Source organism: Microcoleus sp. D3_18a_C4, from assembly GCF_036702415.1.
GTDB lineage: Bacteria > Cyanobacteriota > Cyanobacteriia > Cyanobacteriales > Microcoleaceae > Microcoleus.
Map to the genome: position 1 here is coordinate 23,839 of NZ_JAUBTI010000039.1, position 22,722 is coordinate 46,560.

At 46.1% G+C, this 22,722-nt stretch carries 12 protein-coding genes; 3 read left to right on the plus strand and 9 right to left on the minus strand.

All coding sequences use genetic code 11. The features are described 5' to 3' along the window. Positions 1-125: 125 nt before the first annotated feature. The 3 genes from QUB16_RS18080 (at position 126) to QUB16_RS18090 (ending at position 5,387) form a co-directional block, all read left to right on the plus strand. Positions 126-1,409 carry a PilT/PilU family type 4a pilus ATPase gene (locus QUB16_RS18080; RefSeq protein ID WP_333318124.1) on the plus strand — a complete coding sequence of 428 codons (1,284 nt, stop codon included), beginning with the start codon at positions 126-128 and terminating at the stop codon, positions 1,407-1,409. A gap of 564 nt (positions 1,410-1,973) precedes the next feature. Next, entirely contained in the window at positions 1,974-3,605 is a 1,632-nt protein-coding gene (locus tag QUB16_RS18085; RefSeq protein WP_333318126.1) for a polysaccharide biosynthesis protein, read from the plus strand. A 594-nt stretch (positions 3,606-4,199) separates the two neighbouring features. Then, positions 4,200-5,387 carry a glycosyltransferase gene (locus tag QUB16_RS18090; protein ID WP_333318128.1) on the plus strand — a complete coding sequence of 396 codons (1,188 nt, stop codon included), beginning with the start codon at positions 4,200-4,202 and terminating at the stop codon, positions 5,385-5,387. Between the two features lie 129 nt (positions 5,388-5,516). On the opposite strand, the gene QUB16_RS18095 is transcribed toward QUB16_RS18090, so the two are convergent. From QUB16_RS18095 to QUB16_RS18135, 9 genes are all read right to left on the minus strand, one after another. Then, a complete protein-coding gene (locus QUB16_RS18095) occupies positions 5,517-11,423 on the minus strand; it encodes an AAA family ATPase (protein ID WP_333318129.1) in 5,907 nt (1,968 codons plus the stop codon). A gap of 1,043 nt (positions 11,424-12,466) precedes the next feature. Further along, entirely contained in the window at positions 12,467-13,021 is a 555-nt protein-coding gene (locus tag QUB16_RS18100; RefSeq protein WP_006635267.1) for an NYN domain-containing protein, read from the minus strand. Between the two features lie 180 nt (positions 13,022-13,201). Then, on the minus strand, positions 13,202-14,062 hold the full coding sequence (gene murI / locus QUB16_RS18105; RefSeq protein ID WP_333095953.1) for a glutamate racemase: 861 nt from the start codon (positions 14,060-14,062) through the stop codon (positions 13,202-13,204). A 130-nt stretch (positions 14,063-14,192) separates the two neighbouring features. After that, complete coding sequence (locus QUB16_RS18110; RefSeq protein WP_333318130.1) at positions 14,193-15,983, minus strand: N-acetylmuramoyl-L-alanine amidase; 1,791 nt, start codon at positions 15,981-15,983, stop codon at positions 14,193-14,195. A gap of 561 nt (positions 15,984-16,544) precedes the next feature. Next, a complete protein-coding gene (locus QUB16_RS18115; protein ID WP_333318133.1) occupies positions 16,545-16,916 on the minus strand; it encodes a hypothetical protein in 372 nt (123 codons plus the stop codon). A gap of 284 nt (positions 16,917-17,200) precedes the next feature. Beyond that, entirely contained in the window at positions 17,201-17,518 is a 318-nt protein-coding gene (locus QUB16_RS18120) for a hypothetical protein (RefSeq protein WP_445251134.1), read from the minus strand. 154 nt (positions 17,519-17,672) lie between these two features. Continuing rightward, positions 17,673-19,424 carry a group II intron reverse transcriptase/maturase gene (gene ltrA, locus QUB16_RS18125; protein WP_333318134.1) on the minus strand — a complete coding sequence of 584 codons (1,752 nt, stop codon included), beginning with the start codon at positions 19,422-19,424 and terminating at the stop codon, positions 17,673-17,675. 647 nt (positions 19,425-20,071) lie between these two features. Then, a complete protein-coding gene (gene iscB / locus QUB16_RS18130; protein WP_333318135.1) occupies positions 20,072-21,172 on the minus strand; it encodes an RNA-guided endonuclease IscB in 1,101 nt (366 codons plus the stop codon). Positions 21,173-21,427: 255 nt separating this feature from the next. Then, positions 21,428-22,450, minus strand: coding sequence for an alpha/beta fold hydrolase (locus QUB16_RS18135; protein WP_333318137.1), 1,023 nt, complete (start codon positions 22,448-22,450; stop codon positions 21,428-21,430). Between the last annotated feature and the right edge of the window lie 272 nt (positions 22,451-22,722).

A 22,722-nucleotide genomic window follows, 5' to 3' on the forward strand; every position in this document is an offset into this window, starting at 1 on the left:
CCCCGACACTCAGTCAGGGTCGATCCCCAAATTTTAGACTCTAGTTCCTGCTCGCAGATTAATCTGTCGAGTAAATCTAAAATCTAAAATCTAAAATCTAAAATCGATTGACTGGAGACCAAAAAATGAACCCATTAAACAATCCTACACCCCTTCGACCAGAGGCTCAAGCCCGCCGAACACCGCCCCCGCCCCCGCCCTTGGCTGCAACTCCCGCGCCACCTCCTGCACCAGCGCCGAGTGCGCCCCCCGCAGCCCAGCAGCGGTCTGTTGAGACACCCCTCAGTACGATCGAACAAATGGTCAGAGATGCCCAGGCCGCGAGCGCTTCCGACATTCACATCCGAGTCGGCCAAGTACCTCGATTTCGGATTCGGGGCGTGATGCAAGTAGCAACTAACCACCCCAAAGTAACCCCAGAAATTTTTGAAAATTACCTAGCCGAAATTCTCACCCCCGAACAGCGAAAACAGTTTGCAACTACCAAGGAATTAGATTCAGCAATTTTTTACCCTGGCTTCGTGCGGTGTCGGCTAAACTGTTTTGAGTCCCTCAGCGGCGGTGCCATAGTATTGCGGTTGATTAGTTTGGAAATACCTACTATCGATTCCTTGAGGTTGCCAGAAGTTTTCAAAAATATCATTTTGCGATCGCAGGGATTAATATTGGTTACAGGGCCTACCGGTTCGGGGAAATCGACAACCGTAGCTGCGATGATCGACCACCTCAACCAGATGGAGCAAAAGCACGTAGTTACAATTGAAGACCCGATCGAATTCATTCACCCTTCTAAAAAATGCTTGGTCAGCCAGCGGGAAGTCGGCTTGCATACCCACGAGTTTCAGCAGGCTTTGCGGGCTGTTTTGCGGGAAGATCCAGATGTAATTCTGATCGGGGAAATGCGCGATCGCGTTACCATCAATACAGCGTTGCAAGCCGCTCAAACTGGTCACTTAGTATTGGGAACTCTCCACACTCGCAGCGCCATTAACGCTATTAACCGGTTGTTGAACCTCTACCCGCCCGAGGAACAACAGGCGATGCGGATTCAAATTTGCGATTCTTTAGTAGCGGTAATTGCCCAACTTTTGCTGCCAACAGTTGACAACCGTCGAGTAGCAGTTCACGATATTTTGGTGAATACACCTGCCATGCACGATTACTTGATGAAAGGTGCTGATGATGAAGCTTTCCGATTAATGGAGCATGATACTTACGAAGGAATGCAGATTATCAACCAGGGTCTTTACAAACTCGTGCTTGAGGGCAGAGTCACGATCGAAGAAGCGGCCAAAACTTCTCCCGAAGCCAGCGATTTAGACCGCCGCTTGCGGACAGGAGGCTACGATGTTGGGGACGCTCGCGGCTTTGAAGGCAGCAAAAAAGAACGCAGCGTTCGCGCCCGGTAGCAGCACACATACAGGGGTAGGCACTGCAGGACTACCCCACTCATCAAGTAACAAGATTTTCCGCACACGGAAATATTTGGTTAAGGCTTTGGTGCGTATTTTTACTTAAATTTTTACTTTATTTAGTAACAATAAATACATTTTAATTAAAGAGTAAAATCCTATAATCAGTGTCGAGTTTATTGTTAAGTTTTTTAAACGTAGACCTTACTTTACATAAACTTTAAAATTGCGTGAAAACTCGCAGGTGATTGCAAAGAAATAGTAAAGATATGTTCCGAGTATTGCCAACACTCAGCAATTTAAGTATATAGTTGTAGTGACCAATTTTGGACAGAGAACATTCCGACTTTGCCGATATTGGCCGATCGCAGAAGTAAGCAGGTTAAAAAAGCGCTTAATAAAACTACAAGCAGAGCCGCTCGCGTGTTTTTCCAATTAAGTAGCTTTCAGTCGAAAAAATCCTAAAACCAAGCAGACTTTTAAAGATTCTGTCCCTCGGAAATTAGTTTAACAACGCGCTTATCAGCCACCGTATTTCTAGAATTTAAAGGAGCAAAAAAAGTGAAGAGTGCATTTAACCAAAGAGAAGTGTTTGAAGGTGCCAGCAAAGCGGAAATAATTGAGCGCATCCAGCAGCTAGTTCCGCCCGGTTCCCCGGAACCGCAAGATCCTGAAATCCTCGCAGCCTTACAAACTCTCACCGCACACCTAATCGCCGCCTATCAAGCCGACGGACAATTAGAAAGCGAACCTTTTAGCGACGTGCGCGGTCGCACTATTCACCTATACGCATCCGCCTGCAGCAGCCAAATCAAAGGAAAAACCATCCTCATCACCGGTGGAGAAGGATGTGTCGGTCGTTTCTTAATCGCAAAACTCCTCGAATTAGGCGCAACTAAAATCATTTCCGCAGACAACGCCCGATGTCAAAACCCCGAAGAAAATCTCCCGCTTTTTAACAGAGAAGGTGCTGTAACTTTCTATGCCGCCGACATTCGCAACCTCGACGCGCTCAAACACATATTTGAGGTAGAAAAACCAGCAATTGTTTTTCACCTAGCAGCCCAACGCCAACCCGGACTAGCTGAAATCAAAATCCGAGAAACAGTTACAACCAGCCTGTTAGGATGTAAACACGTCATCCAACTGTGCGAAGAATACGGCGTAGAACACTGCATCTTCTCTTCCACAGGCAAAACATCTCGATATTTTACAACCGAAGTTTACGCCGCCTCGAAGAAGTTTGCCGAATGGCAATTTGCCAAAGCAGCTCAAGAAGGAGATGTGACTTACGGGATGGTTCGCTTTACTCATATGTTGGAAAATAGCTTGTTCTGCGAGCAAATGTCCAAAAAAGTAGAGCAAGGTAAAACTGTCAACGTTCACGCTCCCCACCGCTACGTAACTGCTCAAAATCTTTTTGAAGCCGTACATTTATTGCTGAATTCTCTGGTTGTGTCCGTTCCCGGCAAACTGAAAATTGTTGCCGTAAGTAATCTCGGTTGGCCGACAGAAACCTTGGAAGTAGCTCTTTATAAAATTCTTGAATCAGGCAAAAATCTGCCGATTTATTTTCAAGGACTTTTGCCGGGATACGAAGAACCGTTTTTCCTTGGACAGTTTGACTGGAAAAAGCCTACCGACATTCACCTCCTAATTAATGTGTTGGAAGATCCTTTTAGAAGTGTTAACGATGCGGGCGACATGGTGACTGTAGAATTAGCTCCTTTTTCTTTGCCCGTCTTAGATAAACAAGTGTCAAAGCTCGAAAGCCTAATCATCGATCCAGATTTCCCCGAAGTGCAAATCAAGCACGCTCTTGTCGCAGCGGAAAAAGAAGTGATTGCTTCCTCTTTTGCGTGGAGTGCCCCTGAAGACTTGTTGAAAATTTTGCAGTGGGGAATCAATCCGAAGAAATTGCAAGGTTACGGAACGGAAATCGCTGACTATAGCGAGATTATCGAACTCCTCCTGCAAGGAATCTGCGGGCGGCTTAACCAAGAAGTCTTGCACAGTGCTGGAGTTACGGCAGATGAGTTTGATGACTTAGTTGAGAGTCTTTCTACGCTGGATTTGATTCAAGCAGAAGTGGGATATTTGCGATCGGTGTCGAGATATCTCAGAGAATTTGCACCCCCCGCACAGTTCACCACCAAAAAATCTGAACCTGTTGCTATCCCCGATGCAGCGTAGCTTGAACATAGTTTTGAGTTGGGAGATTGTTTCGTGACTGCCCACCCACAGGGGATGAATGAGTTATATCAATTCCGGTTGCACGAGCGAAATGATTGTTGACAGTTGACAGTTGACAGTTGACTCGGTGTCGAAAAACTGAATGGTTGAGTGTTAACTCTTGACTCGATTTTATTATTCCGATGCAACCTGATTTGATGTTAAACATCGACTAAGTGTTTAGTTGATTCAAAATAGACCACCCAGAAACCTGGTTTCTAAAAGAAACCGGGTTTCTGCCGTCTGAGCTTGTTTGAGGTGTAATTAAATTGAGTGACTTAACATTGTCAGAATTGACATGATATGATATTATTTGCGATCGCACAAGCGCAATCAAATTAATTTTGAGTGAGGATGCTAGTCCTAGTAGTTTTAGGAGGACTTAAGTTCTCACAACAAATGTGAGAAGGGTGATTTTTTGCGGGCATGATATGATGATACTTTAGATAGCGTGGCGCAGTGAGTTAACAAAGGTGCAATAAGATTAAATAAACTCAATGACCGCAAGAAATTAAATTAAATTAAGGTACGAGAATTGTGGAAATTAATCAGCTAATGTTCCTATTGATTGATGTTGTGCTATGGGCGATCGCCCTGCTCCTTCTAATTCCCGTTGCAGTTCTATTTCTAGAATGCAGTGCAGCTTTCTTGTCCGGCCAGGGCGAGACAGCGGAAACTAAAGCGCCCCGCCCCAAAGTAGCAGTTTTAATTCCCGCTTACAACGAAGCAGCAGGAATTGCGGCCACCATCTCCACTATATTGCCACAGCTAACACCTCAAGACCGCCTGTTAGTGATTGCTGACAACTGCACGGACGCCACGGCAGAAATCGCTCGTAACTGCGGTGCAAGTGCGATCGAGCGCCAAGACACACAACGCAAGGGCAAAGGATACGCACTGGATTTTGGCTTGCAGTCGATCGAATCAGACCCCCCAGAAGTAGTAATCATGGTTGACGCAGACTGCATCTGTCAGCCAGATTCTATAGAAAAATTAGCCACGGTTGCAGTTGCTGAACAAAGACCAGTGCAAGCAACTTATCTCATGGAACAGCCACCAAATCCTACCCCCAAAGATTCCATTTCTGCTTTAGCCTTTCTCGTGAAAAACTTAGTCCGTCCCAGCGGATTAAAACAGTTAGGATTCCCATCATTACTCACAGGTACTGGCATGGCTTTTCCCTGGTCGATAATTCGATCGGTTTCCCTAGCTAGCGGCAATATTGTTGAAGATATGCAGATGAGTTTGGATTTGGCGATCGCCGGACATCCAACAGTATTCTGCCCCGAAGCAAACGTCACCGGGTGTTTGCCACAGCAGCAGCAAGCAGCCACAAGTCAAAGAACCAGATGGGAACACGGTCACATACAGACATTGTTAACTCAAACTCCCCGGCTGACAGCAGCTTCAGTCGAGCAAAAACGTTTTGACTTATTGGCGATCGCCCTCGACTTATCCGTCCCTCCCCTATCGCTTTTAGTCGCTATCTGGCTAGCTGCTTTTGCCACCTCTTTACTAGCAGCAATTTTGGGAACATCCCCAATTCCCGCCGTCTTGTTAGCAGTACAAGGATTGCTGATTTTAGTTTCAATTGTCGGCGCTTGGGCAAAATTCGGGCGTGCGAATATTTCTGGATCTACTCTTTTATCTGTACCTTTTTACATCCTCTGGAAAATCCCTTTGTATCTGGGTTTTATCCTGAAGCGGCAAACTAAATGGGTGCGGACAGAACGCGATGTTTAATATTAAGATTGAGAATTTTTAACCGCAGATATCAGCCGATAAACACAGATGAACGCAGATAGAATTGTATCTGCGTTCATCGGCGTTTATCGGCGGTTAAAAAAACTTATATAAAAACTTAAAAAAAGTTCACTGCTTCACGGGAATTTCAATCACAAACTCAGCCCCTTCACCGGGCGCGGAAAAGCACATTAGCTTCCCGCCGTGTTTCTCTACTACAATCTGATAACTGATACTCAACCCTAAACCGGTACCTTGGCCCACAGGTTTTGTAGTAAAGAAAGGGTCAAATATTCGCGATCGTACTTCCTCCGTCATCCCCCGACCATTATCAGCAATATAAATTCTCACCCAGTTTTGGTCGCATACCTCAGTCCGAATCTCAATCTTTCGCTCAAAGATTGGAGACAAAGGATTTTCTAGTTTGGCAGTTGTCTCCGGTCGCCCAACTCCTAACTCCACTGCATCAATTGCATTGCTCAAAATATTCATAAACACCTGATTTAACCCCGAAGCATAACAATTTACCTTCGGCAGCTGACCGTACTCTTTAACTACCTCAATGCCATGTCCGACTGCATCCTTTTTCAACCTGTGCTGCAAAATTAGCAGAGTCGAATCAATCCCGGAGTGAATATCCACTGGTTTCATCTCGGCTTCATCCAGGCGTGAGAAATTCCGCAGCGACAGCACAATATTGCGAACGCGATCGACCCCAACCTGCATTGATTTTAGAATTTTGGGCAAATCTTCTTGAATAAAAGCGAGGTCAATATCTTCTGTTTTAGCAACAATCTCAGGATTGGCATTCGGGTAAGAGTCCTGGTAAAGCTCAATCAACCCCAGCAAATCCGAGCTATAATCGTTAGCATGGAGAACATTGCCATAAATGAAATTAATCGGATTATTAATTTCGTGAGCAACCCCCGCAACCAACTGCCCCAAAGAAGACATTTTTTCCGTTTGAATTAGTTGAGTCTGCGTCGAGCGTAATTCGGACAAAGTAACTTCCAATTGTGTCGCTTTTTCTCTCAATTGCCCCTCCGACAGTCGCAAAGCATCCTCCGCTAACTTGCGCTCGGTAATGTCCTGTATCGTCCCAAATAACTTAATCACCTTACCGCCATCAAAAATAGCTTGCGCCTTAACATAAATATATCTGACAGATCCATCAGGGCGCAAAATTCTCAATTCCAACTCACAAGGCTTTCCTAACTGAATAATCTTCTCTAATCGCTCTAACCACAACTGTAGGTCATCGGGATGAATTTGCTTCCTATGTTCTAAAATAGTCGGTTCTGGTAGTTCAGGGTCAAGACCAAAAATTCGGAATACTTCCTCAGACCAAGTTAATTTATCCCCCTCCAAATCAAATTCCCAGTTGCCGAGGTGCGCCAGTTTTTGAGCTTCTTGCAGCTTAGCTTCTTTAGTCTTTAATTCCTGCGTGCGCTGTTCTACTCTCACCTCCAGCGTCCGCGAATAATCCTCCAACTGTTCCTTAGCCTGCGACAAATTAGCAACAAGTACCGCATTTTCTAGAGAAATGGCAGCTTGGGAAGAAAGTATTTTCAAAACCTCCAGCCTCGTTGGAGAAAACGCTTCATTAGTTAAATTATTTTCCAGATAAAGGATGCCGAGGAGTTTGCTTTGATTCAGAATAGGAGTACAAAGCGCAGATTTCACTTGCTGCTTTTTAATATAGGGGTCATCTGTAAATAGGCCTTCCCTAGCAGCCTGACTTAAAACTACATCAGAGTGCGTTTTTTCAACATAATTAATCACCGTTAGTGGCAAAACCTCTGCAGGAGATACTCTAGGGCATTGTTCAACTGCAACATCCGATGACTCCACCGAGGCCGCTGCTTGAATCCACAATTTTCCTTCTTTGGGCATCAGGAGAAAACCTTTTTGGGCTCCCGCATTCTCGATCGCCATTTTCATTAACTTTTCTAACAAATTATCCAGCACAATTTCGCTAGCTAGTGCTTGAGATGCTTTAACAACAGTTGTCAAATCCAATAAACTGCTGTGACTGCTACTCGTGCTATAATTAGTGCTAGTAATAGTTCGATCGCTACTAGATTTGGCCGCAGATGCAGGGGGTAAAGACATCGGATACTCTGACTCCAAATGTTTGACCTTGGCGGTTGCTCCCCAATGAATATAGCCGTAGTAAGCATCTATCAGATAACTCTGGGCCACTTTGTTTCGACCGCGAGCCAGATAAAATTCTGCCGCCCGTTCGTTGGCTAGCGCTTCTTCGTGGATGTATTCATTCTCCGAAGCTCCTTTCACTGCTTGCTCGTAATACAGAGCAGCTTTTTCATATTGTCCCAATACTCGCGCTTTCTCGGCTTCTACTAAGTCATATTTGTGCTGATAATTTTGCGGGCAGTGAAAAGCCCACTGCTTCATTTTTTTCTGAAGCGACGCAACTTTTTTTAAATATTTTTTCTGTTCTATTTTTGAAGCTGTGGGATACAAAGCTAAGAGGGCTAGGGAATAGTAAAAATTGTGCAGAGGAACATACATCATGGACATCACAGCCTCAGAGTAATTTGATGCTGTTATGGCATTTTCAGCAGATTTAGCATAATCTTTAAATAGATAATTTAGCCATGATTTAAAAAAACATCCTAAAAATATTACCAGATTATTTTTACTCTCCCTTAAAGCGGGCAGCATAGTTTCTTCATTAAATCTCTCGCCAACTAACAGGCAAGGATTAGCTGTTTTACCTTGCAAATTTAAGACAACTTGAGCCCCTATAATGGTATGATTCATCATAAATTCATTCTGGTACTTCACCAGCATTTCAATACATTGACTCTGCTTACTGGCTACGGAGTCCAGAGGTTCGCCGCTCAAAAATATATAATTGCTGTAAAGACCAGCACAAGAACAAGCATTGCTGACATCTCCGGTTTCTAGTCCGCTCTGAATACCCTCAAGCAAACCTATAAGACTTTCCCTGACCTGCTCAGACCAGTGACGGATAAAACCATTAAAAAGCATTGAAACTTGAGATTTGTGCAAGTTGGTGTGGAAGCGTTCTAAAAGTGCCTCAGCCATTTGACCGTATCGGTATCCAGAATTAATATCGCCTAACACCCCACAGTGGATAACACCATAGTTCGCATAGGCGCAACTAGACAGTGGCGCATTCCCGTATTTAAGAGAAAGTGTAACCATTTTAAATATGATCGGTGGGAACATATCGGGGGCTACTACAAAAGCAGCGGGAGTCATATTCGTTAGAATTCGTAGAGCAGCAATTTTATGAGGGTCAGTCATTGGCGGCAGTTCCACTAAATCCTCAATCTGCTTATTTCTTAAAGCTAGTTTTGTTAGAAATAGCTCCAGGGAAATATTCATTTTTTGTGGATTTATCGGGATGTACACTTCCAGCATTTTCAAAGCTTTGAGACCTATATCTATCGACGCTTGGAATTGATTTTGGATTAAATAATAAATTACTTTGAGTTCATAAACTTTTACTTTTTCTAGCAAATTTTTAGCGCGCAATATAATCACATCCGATAGCTGCAATGCTCGCTCAAAATCAGTATTTATATAGGATAATTCCAGCGATTCCCGGTGAAGTTCCATGATTAAATTGTAGTGACTCTCCCAAGCTGGTTCGGGTAGAAGTTCTCGACCAGCATTAAAATATTTGAGTGCTGCTGCATAGGCGGCAGAACTCTTAGCTTTCTTGCCAGCTATAAGATTAAAGTTAGCTAGTTCATCTCGCTTTTCTTGATTTGTGATGAATTCGCCCCCGATATTGAGTTGGTTGACAATATCAAAGATATTTTCTGCTATCTCGGATGCCGTAGGGGCGATGCCCCCGTGCCCGCCCTGCAGTAGCAGGGAACCGATTTTTAAGTGAGTTTGTTTTTTCTGCGAGTCAGGGATGAGAGAATAGGCGGCTTGCTGTACGCGATCGTGCAAAAACCTGTAAGATATTGCGTATTGAGCGCGACTCCCTACTCCATCCCCATGCCTGGGACACCCGGAGTCGATTTCCTCAACCAGAGGGATTTTGTAAGCATCGCTCATTGGCAGAATTAAACCAGCCTGAAGCGCATCCCATAAATCTGCCGCGGTTTCCGAGCCGGATTTTTCCCTAACAATTGCCAAATTTTCTAAATTAAAACGGTTGCCCATACAAGCAGCTAATTTTAATACTTCCTGCGTCTCCTCCGACAGTTGTTGAAGATTCCGCGCAACTAATTCAACGACAGTGTAATCTGCAAGACCAGCGGCTTCAATTTCTGTGATGTCCCACTGCCATGCACCAACAGTGAACTCAAAAACTAACAGTTTTTCTGAGTAAAGAGTTGACAGAAGTTGAGTTATAAAAAATGGATTTCCGCCAGTTTTATTAAAAATTAACTCGCTCAGAGACTTTAATTTTTCCGTTTGATTACCCAAAGTATCCCATACTAGCTCAGTGACGCTGCTCAAATCTAAACATGGGAGAATAATGTGATGCACATCCGCACCAGTCTGTTTAATTTTTTCGACAGTTTGAACTAACGGATGAGTCGAATTTACTTCGTTATCTCGATAGGCTCCTATCAGTAAAAAATATCGGCTATTCTGGTCAGTAACTAATTCCTGAATCAATTTTAAGGAAGCTAAATCTGCCCACTGCAAATCATCCAAAAATAGAACTAATGGGTGTTCAGCTTGGGCAAACACATTCATGAATTCTTTGAACAATCGATTAAAGCGATTTTGAGATTCGGTCGGTTCCAATTGGGGAACGGCAGGCTGCGAACCAATTATTAGTTCGACAGAAGGGACAACATCAATAATAATTCCACCGTTATTACCCAGCCTTGACAAAAGCTTTTCTTTCCAAATTGCCAAATCTTCTGAGCTTTTTGTTAATAACTGCTGCATTAATGATTCAAAGGCTTGAGTTATTGCAGCATAAGGAATATCCCGCTTAAACTGGTCAAATTTGCCAGCAATAAAATAACCCCGCTGCCTGACAATTGGTTTGTGAATTTCACTGACAACTGAAGTTTTGCCGATGCCTGAGTAACCGCTTACCAACACCATCTCTGTTGTCCCGAAGCTGACTCGCTCGAATGATGCCATCAAATCAGCGACTTCTTGTCTGCGGCCGTAGAGTTTTTGGGGAATCAAAAATTGACCTGATTTGTCAACTGTCCCTGGAATGAAATTTTCTATTTTGCCAGTAGTTTGTAGCTGGGTTAGACAATTTTCCAGGTCTGCTTTTACTCCAAAGGCACTTTGATATCGGTCTTCGGCATTTTTAGCTAATAGTTTCATGACAATGGATGAAACTACCAGGGGGACTTCCTTGTTTAACTGATCGGGAGGAACTGGCGTCACCGCAATGTGGCTGTGAATTAATTCTAAGGGGTCGGTTGAATTAAACGCTAACTCTCCTGTAAGCATTTCATAAAACGTGATGCCTAGAGAGTAAAAGTCAGTTCGGTAATCAAGGTCGCGGTTCATCCGACCGGTTTGCTCTGGGGATATATAGGCTAGAGTGCCTTCTAGTACGGTGGCATTGCTATTTTGGTGAACCTCTCTAGATAGGCGCGTTGCCATGCTAAAGTCGGTGATTTTTACTTGTTGAAAATCTGGGGTAATGATAATATTTGAGGGTTTTATATCTTTATGAATTATCTGGCTTTGATGCACTTCTCCGAGAGTTTGAGCCACTTGAATAGCCAGTGGCAAAAACTTCGGAACTTTAATACTTTTACCCGCTAGATGGTGTCTGAGAGATTGACCGCCACAATCTTCTAATATCAGAGCGAAACTGTTGTTATATTTTTCTAAGCTATGGGGTTTAACAATCCCTTCGATTTGGAGATTCGAGCTAATTTTGTATTCATGTCTCAACCGGGTAATTTCTTCTATTGTGGGGTACTCGGTATTGAGTGTTTTAATGATGACTGATGTTCGATCGGATTCCCTGACTGCGCGATAAATGATCGACTTCACACCAGGTTGAACAACTTCTGTGATTTTGTAACCGGGAAGTGTATTCATGGGTTTTATTCTCTGACGAAGCTTTGGGTTAACATTGCGCTTGATATCGATCGGAGCGCGGGCGGGCGGTACTTAAGTATTTTTTGTAAAACTGGTAATTTTCGATACTTTAAAATATCAGTAGTGAGTCTGGGATTTTTTAGATAGCGAGATGCCTAAACTTTGAAAGTGTCTGGACGCGCGGACAGGCGAACATCGGGTTTGAACTCCGACTTAATGATGTACGGTCGAACACCTCACCAAGTTGATTGCAATATTGTAACAAATTCTGTGATGCCGATCGCACACATGACAGACTGATCTCTATAACTTCAAGGTTTAGCTCTAGCTTTGAGCCTTGTCACCAAGAACGAAGGGAAAGCCCAGGGCTGGAAAACGCAAGTTTAGGCGACAGACAACACACTTCAGTATGTCGTTCTAATTAAACGTAAAGCGCTGTTCTTTTAGCTCCCCGACAACTTCTGCGAAGTCGGGAAGCTGGGTATTCTCTTTTATAGTTAAATAAAAATCTTAAAAACAAAAAGTCAGAAGCTGGAATTTTCCAACTTCTGACTTTTACTAACTCCCCGGGTAGGATTTGAACCTACGACCAATCGGTTACACTTATCCCAACGTTTCCGAAGGGCGCGGACTATTTCATCATCCCTACAAATCATGTTTGCGATCTGTCGTCGGATGTCGGGCGCTATGAGATTTATTGGTTAGGCTCCTCATCTCTAGTCTCTGCACCTTTCCGGCTACTTGCGATCGTAACCGCTGCCTTTCGCCAGACTTGGCTCAAGATTGCCGCCACCCGAAGTGCTGCGGTTTCCTTGAATTCACCCGATTTTTCAGTACCCGTTACCGGATAGAGCTGCTATGTCACTAGGGCTTTTGGTTGATGCCAAAGGCTTGCATTCATTACAGCCGACCGCTCTGCCACTGAGCTACCGAGGATTGGGGGTTTTTGTTACCCACATTTACTAACAATAGCTGAACTTACTCGATTTGGCAAGGCCTTTGAGAAACTTTTTTTTTATCAGACAGCGAGCGGGTTTCAGCAGCTAATGCAGCCCCATTCTCAACTTGGCGAGGCGCTGCTGGGATTCTGGATCGAGGGAACTGGCGAGAAAGCGACTGGAATTTTGTTTGCGGGATTTGTGCCGGCGCTCGCTGCGGCGGGCAGTGGATTCTACGTCAGCCGCTAGTTGTTCGGCGGACATCCATTCGGCACCGTAGCCGACTACGGTCAATTGCTGCGCTCGGTCGGAGGTGGCGACAATCATGCGGCCTTTGCCTTTGACCGATCGCAACTCGTAGCGCAAACTAGCACAAGATTTTTCAATATAAGTATCTGCTGTCTGACCGAAGTCAGTGTAGTGCACCGATAAATTTTTAGTAATAATTTCTTTAACGCCGGGAGTATCTCGATAGTGCGCGTCAAATACAAGTCGAGCCTCAAAATCTTGAACGGCGCTGTAGTTAACTAAAACCTCAATCAACTCGCGGCGTGCTGTTTCGAGTTCGTCGCGATCGCGCTTCTCTCGGAGTCGAGGCCAAAGTCCAATTATGTTATAGCCGTCTACAAGTAAAACTGCTTGTGATACATAGGGTGACATGGTTCAAGGCTGAAGAGCTCCAGCACGTATAGGACATTATTTGCATTGTTCATCAAAGCTTTTGTTCAATAATATTACCTATTGATGTGTAATTGCTAGGTTACATCGCAATAATTAAACCCCCCAGAGCCAGCTTTACCTGAGTTTTGGGGGGTTTAATTAACGGATAAATTTTCCGGCTTATTCGGCAGATTCGAGCGATACGGGCGATGGCTTACGCCCCGCTTCGCTACGTACAACTGTCGGCAGGGATATTTTCTCAACAGCAGGAGTACAACCGAGCCACTGCACCGACAACTCGGCAAACTGCTGCGGGGGGCCGCTCACGCAAAAACGAGTCGGTAACGCAGTACCAGGATTCCGCAGCCCCAAAAGCTCCAATTCTCTAGCAGCAGCAGCCACCACCCGTACCGCAGGATCGATCGATGTCACCCCAGCCGGCAAAAGCGAGCGAAGCACAGGAGCCAACAGCGGATAATGAGTGCAGCCGTAAATCAGGGTATCGATGCGCTGCTGAATCAAAGGAGCCAAATATTCCCGAGCCACCTCACAAGTATAAGGGTCGTGAATCCGGTTTTGCTCCACCAGCGGCACAAAAGCCGGACAGCTAACCTGCCACACTAGGCAAGAATCGTCCATCTCCAAAATCGCATTTCGATAAGCATTGCTAGCAGCCGTAGCAGGAGTTGCGATGACCCCGATCCGTTTGCCTTGCTGCACCGCAGCCTGCGCCCCCGGCAGAATTACTCCCAGCACCGGGATATCAAATTCCGCCTGCACCATCTCCATCGCCAAAGCAGAACTGGTGTTGCAGGCCATAATGACCATTTTCACATCCTGTTCCACCAACCAGGCCATAATTTCGCGGACAAACTCCACAATTTCCGACGGCGTGCGAGTGCCGTAAGGCAGCCTCGCCGTATCTCCAAAATAAAGTATCGATTCGTTGGGCAATTGTCGGTACAACTGGGTCAAAACAGTCAAACCGCCCACGCCGCTGTCAAAAATACCGATTCTTTGTTGTCCAGAGTCTGTTGTCATTTGTTAATTGTCAATAGTCGGTTGTCAATAGTCAGCAGGCACCAGGCATCAGCCATCACTCATGAGTCATCAGGAAAAATTACCAATTACCAATGCCGAATTACCAATTACCAATCCCTCCGGCAATATATTATCTTTGTTGAAGATAAAGTAAAATGCCGCGAGCGATCGAAGCCGCCATTTGACTGCGGTAAGCTGGGTCAGACAGCCTAGCAGCATCATCAGCACCCGTCACAAAACCCACCTCCAGCAAAACAGAAGGCATAGAAGTCTTCCTCAAAACATAAAATCGCGCCTGCCGCACTCGGCGGTCATTCGCCCCCGTCCCCTCCAAAATACTGGCGTGAATCACCCTGGCCAAATCTTGGCCGTTATTGAAATAATAAGTCTCAATCCCATTGATATCCGGCCGACTCATATTAATCGCATTAGCGTGAATGCTGACAAACAAAGTAGCATTCACCCGTTCCGCCAAAGAAACTCTGGGGTCCAGGTCGATTTCCCTATCGTCAGTCCGAGTCATCACCGCCTGCACCCCTTGCTGTTCCAGCAGCCTCGCCACCTGAAGCGAGATATCCAAAACAATCTCCTTTTCCTGAATGCCCTGAATCCCGACTGCCCCCGGATCGCGGCCACCGTGACCAGGATCGATCGCTACTACGGCGCGGCGGTTAGAAGCTTGGGGCAAATCATCGGTTCCGAAAGTCCTTCTCGGCAAAGGCTGCAAATTGGGAGTGCGAGTCAAAGGCTGCGCGCTAGCATTCGATCGCAACTGCAAAGACAGCAACTGCGGGTTCGGTCTCGTCACCCGGCCTACCTCTACCCCCGATCGCGGCTGCACCCAAACCACCACAGTCTCCGCATCTTCTTGGCTGGCACTAAACGATACAGGACTGTTGGCATCTAGCTGAGGAATTTCGCCCGTCAGGACACTAGAGGCGATCCTGATCCAGTAAGCTCTCGACGCCTGATCCCACCCGCTGGTATAGGAGACTTGGCGGTCAGTTCTCACCACCAGTTGCGTGCCGTTACTGGCTAAATCAATTGACTGAACTCTCGCTAAATTTCCTTGAGCTTGTCTAGCCGGAGGGTCTACAGTCAGGCGGCGGGGAACCGAGGGCTGTCTTAATACACCTCCCGGCAATAGCACAACCCCGCCCAAATTGCTCACAGACGCCCGCCACTGAGTATTAGGACTCTTCATCCGCAAAGTCACGCGGGTAACGGGCGGGTCTGTTGGTAGTTCCCGGACTTCAATCTTGTCAACCCCGTGCTGACCGTTCGTTTGAGGCTGTTGGCTGCTTAGGCCCGGCGCTAAACTCGCTCCTTCAATATCGAGGGTGGCGATGTCCCCAGCCCGACTTTGTTCAAAATTAATTTGGGGGCGACCGCCCGCAGTGCGGACTAAAAAACCGTCCGCCGTCACCTGAACGTTCTGAACTACAGTCGCCTCAGCCGACTGGGCTTGGGATGCTGAAGGTTCAACCGATAACCTTTCTCCCCCTGGCTCTGAAATCGGATTTTGAGTTTCTCCCCGCACCGGCGTTGGCAAATCCACTGTCCACTCGCTCGGAGAAATACCCCGGAATTTTACTTGTTCGGGGTCTATAGTAAACCCGTCTCTGATCTCGACCACAATTCTGGTCGTATTGTTGTCAAACTGCCCTACCCGCACCGATTCGATCGCCCCTGAGAGCGGTCTGCTGACCGAGGGACGACCCAGACTCGTCCCCGGCAAGTCGATTACCAACCGCATCGGGTTGAAAATCAGTTGAGCCTTGGGTTGTACTCCCCCCTCTGTTGTAATGTAAAGCCGGTTCTCTGAATCATCAAACCGCCAAGATTGCAGTCTAGCTGCTTCGGCGGCTCCGGCGAGCAAAAATACACTTAAGAAACTCGGTAGTAGCCAGTGGAATTTCACGACAGTTTTTTCCTCGTTTGCGTTACTGCCAAAAGCTGGAAGGGCGCTGCTTGCCCTCAGAGGCTTTCAGCAGTTAGCCGCCAGCAGACCGGGGGCACGGGGGCCGTCAGTTGTTGGCTAAATTGACTTTTTTATGCGTTAACAGGCTCCCAAATGCCAGATCCCGGCATTTTTGAACTTTCCCGTATACGTGGGGGCGATCGGTTATAAGCAGACTGAAAGATTGTGGACACAAGGGAAGGTATTTATTTTTAGGAGCAAGAGACAAGGTGTTTCTTGAAGTTAGAAGGTACAAGTTAGAAGGTAGAATTTTACCGATCTTCCAGGGAGGGGTTTCATAGCTTTTTAATGTTGGCGAAGCTCGTTACGGCCAGGGTTATAATCCGCTTTACACTTGCGTTTTGTTCTAACTTTTCCTCAACTACCTCAATAACTTAACAACTTACCTCGGTAACAATCCGGATTTCCCAGATTTAGGTAACTTTTCAAGGCCGCCAAATGTTAGTCCCAGACAAACTGACATATTCTTTGGCAAAAGCTTTTTTGCTAACACATTGACAGTTAAATACAACTACATATCGCCCCTGCTCTTTCTTTTCTGATTTTTTTAATCAGTGGTTTTCGGTGCTGCTTGAAATTTAGTGGGGCGATCGTGATCGCGCCCGCCAATTTAACACTATGATAGCTAGTCCATGTTTTCAGCAGTAACGGGAGAGTTTTGTGTGTTACTTTGGTCGGCAATGCTTTGTACTTTAGACTCTTTTTGAGTGTACGATCGACAGCCAGAGCATTGGTTGGTTGACCTGAGAAAAAGTTTTGACCGTAGATATTGTTATCGCAGTTGTAAAGTTTGTTGGACAGCAAAGACAATCGATCGGCTTCTGGGTAAAACCTGTGATTTGGTTTAATGACTTGCCTTTCGACTAACTGCATAACTTCGATGTGTACTACCAGTTAGAGAAGATACACTATCTTGGTGATTGTGTCAATCTCTGAGCTTCTCAAAGAAGCAACCATCAATAACAGTAGATACATGACATCACAGAAAGACGGAGACTTACTTTGCTCCATGAGTCGTCCACCTAAAATGCGACAAGGGGGCGGACGCTATAACCGAGGCGGATATATCGAGCTCCGCGAGTACCGCCAACGGATTAGCGTCTGGGAAATTGTCGCCAATAAATAAGTTGCCCGACAGGGCATCCTTGTTTTTAGGACTAATATTCATAGCCATCAGCCTTATGAATAGTTGTCAGATGTTTTGGATGCACGTCAAAACATTTGTCTCTTGCGGTTAGCTTAAAACTTGGTCTAAACCGAATTGCAATTCTGCCTGTGTAGCTTCCTGCATATTTTCCAGTGAGGACGTTAGCTTTCACCAAGTCCCCAGTTTGAAAACCCATGAAGAACTTTTGGGCCGGTGCATGACGAATGGGGTTGAACTCAACGGGTTTGTCACCTCCCCCGCTGGTCTTCAAAACCGTGCTTGAAAGATTTCCCTTCACACGGCTCCTCAACTGTGGACGCTTTGTCATAGCAAGCCTCTTGCCGTTATTCAGGTTTAGGGGGGAGTGTGGCGTTTGCCTATCTCATCTTTGGGGGTTAGATAAATAACGGAGATTCATCTATCAATACTCCGTAGATTCCAACCTGCCGTTGTTTCCCTTCAGCGTGATTTCTCTCATATGTTTAGTTACCGTGTATCTGGTCGTGACAGATTGTGTGTACAAGTTCAAGGTTTCCCCATGAATTGTTTTTGTGATTTTTGTCCTTATGGTGGACTTCCGTATCCAGTACATCGGTAATATATAACCCACAATGAGTACATCTTTGTCTTTGTTGCTTGAGCAGAATTGATTTTCGTTTAGGCAACTCAGGATGTTTTCCAGTTCTTGCAGCCCAGTAAGCTATATCACCGTCGTAGGGGCTTTTTTCGCCTTTGACCTTCACATACTCGTCTTTAGTGCCAGGACTGATGACTTTCGTGTCGGAATATTTATATAGCGTTGCCCCTGTTTTTGTGTCGGTGAATTCCCAGCCTTCCCCTCTGTTTATACCCCAGTAGCGTCCAGCTATCCAGGTTTTATTCTTATTGGAGTGGCGACGTTTTGCCCATCGCCGTAGTCTTTGGTACATCAGGTGGTCTAGCGTATGGAATGTTTTAGAGCTATTGACTGTCCTGTAATAGTTCGCCCATCCCCGAACAACGGAGTTAAGTTCTTCTATTAGCCCTGCCTGGGGTTTGGCTTTTGCTTTACCCTCCAAGATTAAGTTATGGAGTTTGTCCAAGTGAGCCTGTACCTTATCTTTGGCTGGGGTGATTAATGTATTGAAATTAAAGCCAAGTCTTTTGATTTTGTCTTTTGTCCGGGATTGGTGTTTTCCAACTTCGTATTGTTGGATGTGAAAACCCAAGAAGTTGAACCCAGTTTCATACTCTTTTCCTCCGTCAAGAGTATGTGTGATTCTAGTTTTTTCTGGCTTTAATTCCCAACCCATGTCTTGAAGCCAATCAGCTACTACTTTTTGGGCTTGTTGGATGGTTTTTAGGTCTTCGTGCAGTATTACAAAGTCATCGGCATATCTGATTAACCGAACGGTATTACTTGTGTACCGTTTTCTTTTTCCTTGAGGGGAAACGTAATATCCCCCGCCAAAGGATTGGTTGAGCAGTTCTTCTATGCCGTGAAGGGCAACGTTAGCCAGAAGGGGGGAAATTACGCCCCCTTGCGGGGTTCCCTCTGTGGTGTCGAAGTATTTCATTCCATCCAATACTCCACATCGCAACCAGGCTTCGATTTGCCTACGAAGGTGCGGCATGGTATTCAATTTTGTGAGTAGAGCTTCATGGTTTATACGGTCGAAACACTTGGCAATATCCGCATCTAATACCCATTTGGGCATCTTTTGGATACTGCTGTTGATAGCATCAATCGCATCTTGGCATGAGCGTCCTTTCCTAAACCCATAACTATTTGGCTCGAAGCGAGCCTCCCATTCTGGGTTAAGAGCTAGTTCCACTAGCTTCTGCTTCGCTCTGTCTCTCATGACGGGTATACCAAGGGGGCGTTTCTCATCTCGACCGGGTTTGTCTATCCAAACTCTTCGCGTCGGCATTGCCTTACCATCTATTCGCAGGTTCTTAGCAAGTTCCAATCTCTGACGTGGGGATAACGCTTTCACCCCATCGACGCCAGCGGTTTTCTTGCCTTTGTTCTCCTGCGTGACCCGCCTGACAGCCAGAAGCTTTGCAGCTCTGGACTTAATCAGTAGCTTCTGTAGCTTCCGAACTTGAGGAGTTTCACCACGCTGCGAGGCTGTGTAGATGCGCTTTTGTAGCTTATAAACCTTACGTTCCAGCTTGCGCCAGGGAATGTCCTTCCACTCGTCAGGCTTACCATCCGTACTCTGGTTTTCACATTTTGGGTTACTTGCCTTCATCTCACGGTATATGTACTACTACTTGTACCTCTACATCTTCCAAACAGTCGGACTTCTGTCTGCATATCCTTGGGCTTTCCCCAAGGCGTTAGCTTCTGAAGCCATCCTATTCCCCTGCCTCATGCGGCTGACTACCTGCTCAGAGTATCGACCTACTCGGAGAGATGACAGGGGACTTAATTCGTTCCTGATTGACCTAATTGCGTCAGGGGTGGGTTCTCACACTCCTCCGGGGTTAGTATAGTTATCTAGCTGATAACTTGCGTGAACGCTTTCTGGTGACGGATTCAATTCACCAGCCACATTTCCCCATTGTCTTTTTGACGGCTGCGGTCATAGCTTTTGGCTATTCTCTCCTCATTTCCGCAGCTTCAAATTAACGAAGGTTTCAAGTGAGTTTACTGAACGTTAACCCGTCCTAACTTAGCTAGCCAGATTATCCTCTGAGGTAAGGTTTATCTGTCGTTTCTCCCCCCTGCTGATTTCCAGATTTTGACAGTCAGTCGCCATCCTGGGGGAGATGCTTCAACCTAAGCGTCAAGGCGGCAGGAATTACCCTTATTAGGGTTCACCTACAGGTCAATCAAGTTGTCAAGGTTCTGTTCCAACCACTACGAGAGGTTGGTTCTCCTTGCCCCTAGTTCGTTTCAGGCTGCATAGCCTTCCACTTTGTAGGGAACGAATCGCACGAAGCCAAATCTGTCGGTTCCGCAGCGCTGTCTTCTTCCGTGTCCCTTAGCCTTAATTAGCAAAGGTTTCACGCTATTTAGCAGTAGTCTTTCGGGAGTTGATTCCCCGACACAAGCTGCATCAGTCCAATGCTGTTTTTCTATTCCCCTGGTTTGGCGGTTGAATTTTGTTCGTCCCCCTGAACCCAATTCCACGGGCAGTCCGGTTAACTGTAGTCTTCTGTATAGCTCCCAACGAGTAGCATTGACGGCTGCTGCATCCAGTAGAGGTGTCTTGGCTTGGGCTAGTATCCGCTGAAGGATTTCAGGTTTTTTCTTGAGAAATTCTTCAACGGGTTTACTTCCCTTGGCTTGGTTGCAGGAATGGCAACTAAGACACAGATTGCTGACCCGATTACTTCCTCCCTTAGACTTGGCGAGAATATGCTCAACCTCGAAAGGAACATTTGTCGCACCGCAATAAGCGCACTTCCTATTCCATTTTTGCAGTAAATATTCCTTAATTTCAAAACCGAATAATTCGCCCCTTTGATATTCGATTCCAGAAATTTCAGGATTCTGGAACTGTTGTAAATCGAAACGCACCAATTCTTGAGAAATGGCGGTAACGGGACAGACCTTTCTGATTCGCCTAACCCAGGTTTCAATATTGGCAACACGGCTATCAAGAGATGGTGGCAACCATCCTGTTTTACGGGTTCTGTTTAAAAAACGGGGTTGGCGGTAACGGGTCTTTCTGTTGCGACGCCCTCTTCTGAGCGTTCTGCGAGATTCGAGAGTATCTTTAATTTGTTGCCCTCGGTGAGCAATTTCTAATGCGTTCGTGACGCGACCTGTTTGCTCTTGAACCACGGCAATACCCGTAGTTTTGCTACCTGGGTCAATTTTGATTCGGTGACAGTGAGTTACCGAATCTTCGAGAATCCTATCCTGTAAAACAATGGTAAACGGATAGCGTTTAAAAACCTTAGCCCTCCCTTTTTTCAATAGTTCTCTTGCCCGTGCCCGGTGGCATGGGTCAAGAGGTTTCAAGTTTTTATCTAGGACAAATGTACGCATTACTGCATCACTCAATTTCTTGGTTAAGTTTGCCTCGACGATGTTAAGACTCGGTACTATCTGAGCAACACTGGCTTTCCCTTAATCACCTGTTTAATTGCTCGGTTGTAGAGCTTGAAACTGGCACGCATTTCAAGGTACGAAGTTTAACGCTTGGTCTTAACGCCTGCTAGTCAAGAACTAGCCGTCTGGTCAACAGGCTTTTTCAAGCCCACACCAGACCCTTCGGGTTGGTGTGCGGTAGTTGACGTCTAATCAACAGTGCTGCAATTCGCTCTCGCCCATAGGTGCAAAATTCCGGCTCATCCAGTTCAAAATGGCTTGATTTACTTGTTCCGGGCATTCATCCTGGGGACAGTGGCCCGCATTGTCTAATTCAACTAGCTCTAAATAATTGGGGTTGCATTCGACAAATTGGTGGGGTCGGGCGAACCGAGGGGGAATCATCCGGTCTTGTTTGCCCCAAATTAACAGCATCGGGATTCTTAAATTTCGCAGCACAGTCTTGACACTGGGGCAAAATTGTGAACTGCCTACAGCTTTAAATAAAGCGCAGAAGGCGCGGGCTGCTCCCCGATCGCCCGCTGGCCCTGCTAGAATTTCCACTAATTCGTCGGTAACAGCTTCGGGGTTGGAGTAGGCAAAGCCAACCCAGCGACGGACAAAGGAAGGCTTGCGGGCAAAATAAAACAGAGGCCTCAGTACGATCGGAGAAACAAACAAACTTTCAACCGCTTCGATCGCCGGAAGCAGCCATCCGGGCACCGCCTCGGCTCGCACAGAGGGGTCTGGGAGGCTAATCATCACCGTGCCGGCCACCATGTCCGGGTGAGCCGCGGCGACGGCCAGACAAATTAGCGAGCCGATCGAGTTTCCTGCCAATATTACTGGCTCTCTGATAAAAGTTAGCCAAAAATCATAAACTTGATCGACCCACAAAGAGACAGAATAGTCGATCGGAGCTTTTTGGGAAGCGCCAAACCCCAACAAATCCAAGGCGTAAACCGTTTGGTTTTCGGCGAGTTGGGCGAGATTTTGTCGCCAGTGACCGATCGAAGCTCCAAACCCGTGCAGTAAAATAATCGGCGTTCCCGATGCGTGCGGGGCAATTGCCGGGGCCGCAGAATCTTGAGATTCGATCGCGTCTTGATTTCGCCCCAAAACCGGCCGCAAATAAGTGTAGCGAGTTTGCCAACCCCGCCACATCCAGTCTCGTTGAGTTCCCACCCGTTGGTGCCACAGCAGAGAATTTGTCAATTTTGCCTCAGATCGCAACATAAATTTACACTTGCTTATACCTATTGTACAAGGCACATCAGGCGACTTGGGTGACTTGCCAGACCGGGCGAGATGGGCTAGGAAAAGCGGTTGTACCTCATCCTTAAGCTTTTACCCTGAATTTTTGAGGGTTTTGTCATCGATCGGGCCTGGGGGCGGGCGATCGTGTGTGAAGTTAAAATAAAACTAGGCAGAAACTCAGCCAGAGTGAGTAGAATAGCAAGTATTGTAAGAATTCATTTACGATCAGTCCAAATATTCCCCAAGGCTTT

Excerpts from the sequence above, each read along its gene's own strand:
- QUB16_RS18080 (WP_333318124.1), top strand. The coding sequence starts at position 126 with ATGAACCCATTAAACAATCCTACACCCCTTCGACCAGAGGCTCAAGCC.
- QUB16_RS18090 (WP_333318128.1), top strand. The coding sequence starts at position 4,200 with ATGTTCCTATTGATTGATGTTGTGCTATGGGCGATCGCCCTGCTCCTT.
- QUB16_RS18095 (WP_333318129.1), bottom strand. The coding sequence starts at position 11,423 with ATGAATACACTTCCCGGTTACAAAATCACAGAAGTTGTTCAACCTGGT.
- QUB16_RS18100 (WP_006635267.1), bottom strand. The coding sequence starts at position 13,021 with ATGTCACCCTATGTATCACAAGCAGTTTTACTTGTAGACGGCTATAAC.
- murI (WP_333095953.1), bottom strand. The coding sequence starts at position 14,062 with ATGACAACAGACTCTGGACAACAAAGAATCGGTATTTTTGACAGCGGC.
- QUB16_RS18115 (WP_333318133.1), bottom strand. The coding sequence starts at position 16,916 with ATGCAGTTAGTCGAAAGGCAAGTCATTAAACCAAATCACAGGTTTTAC.
- QUB16_RS18120 (WP_445251134.1), bottom strand. The coding sequence starts at position 17,518 with ATGACAAAGCGTCCACAGTTGAGGAGCCGTGTGAAGGGAAATCTTTCA.
- ltrA (WP_333318134.1), bottom strand. The coding sequence starts at position 19,424 with ATGAAGGCAAGTAACCCAAAATGTGAAAACCAGAGTACGGATGGTAAG.
- iscB (WP_333318135.1), bottom strand. The coding sequence starts at position 21,172 with ATGCGTACATTTGTCCTAGATAAAAACTTGAAACCTCTTGACCCATGC.
- QUB16_RS18135 (WP_333318137.1), bottom strand. The coding sequence starts at position 22,450 with ATGTTGCGATCTGAGGCAAAATTGACAAATTCTCTGCTGTGGCACCAA.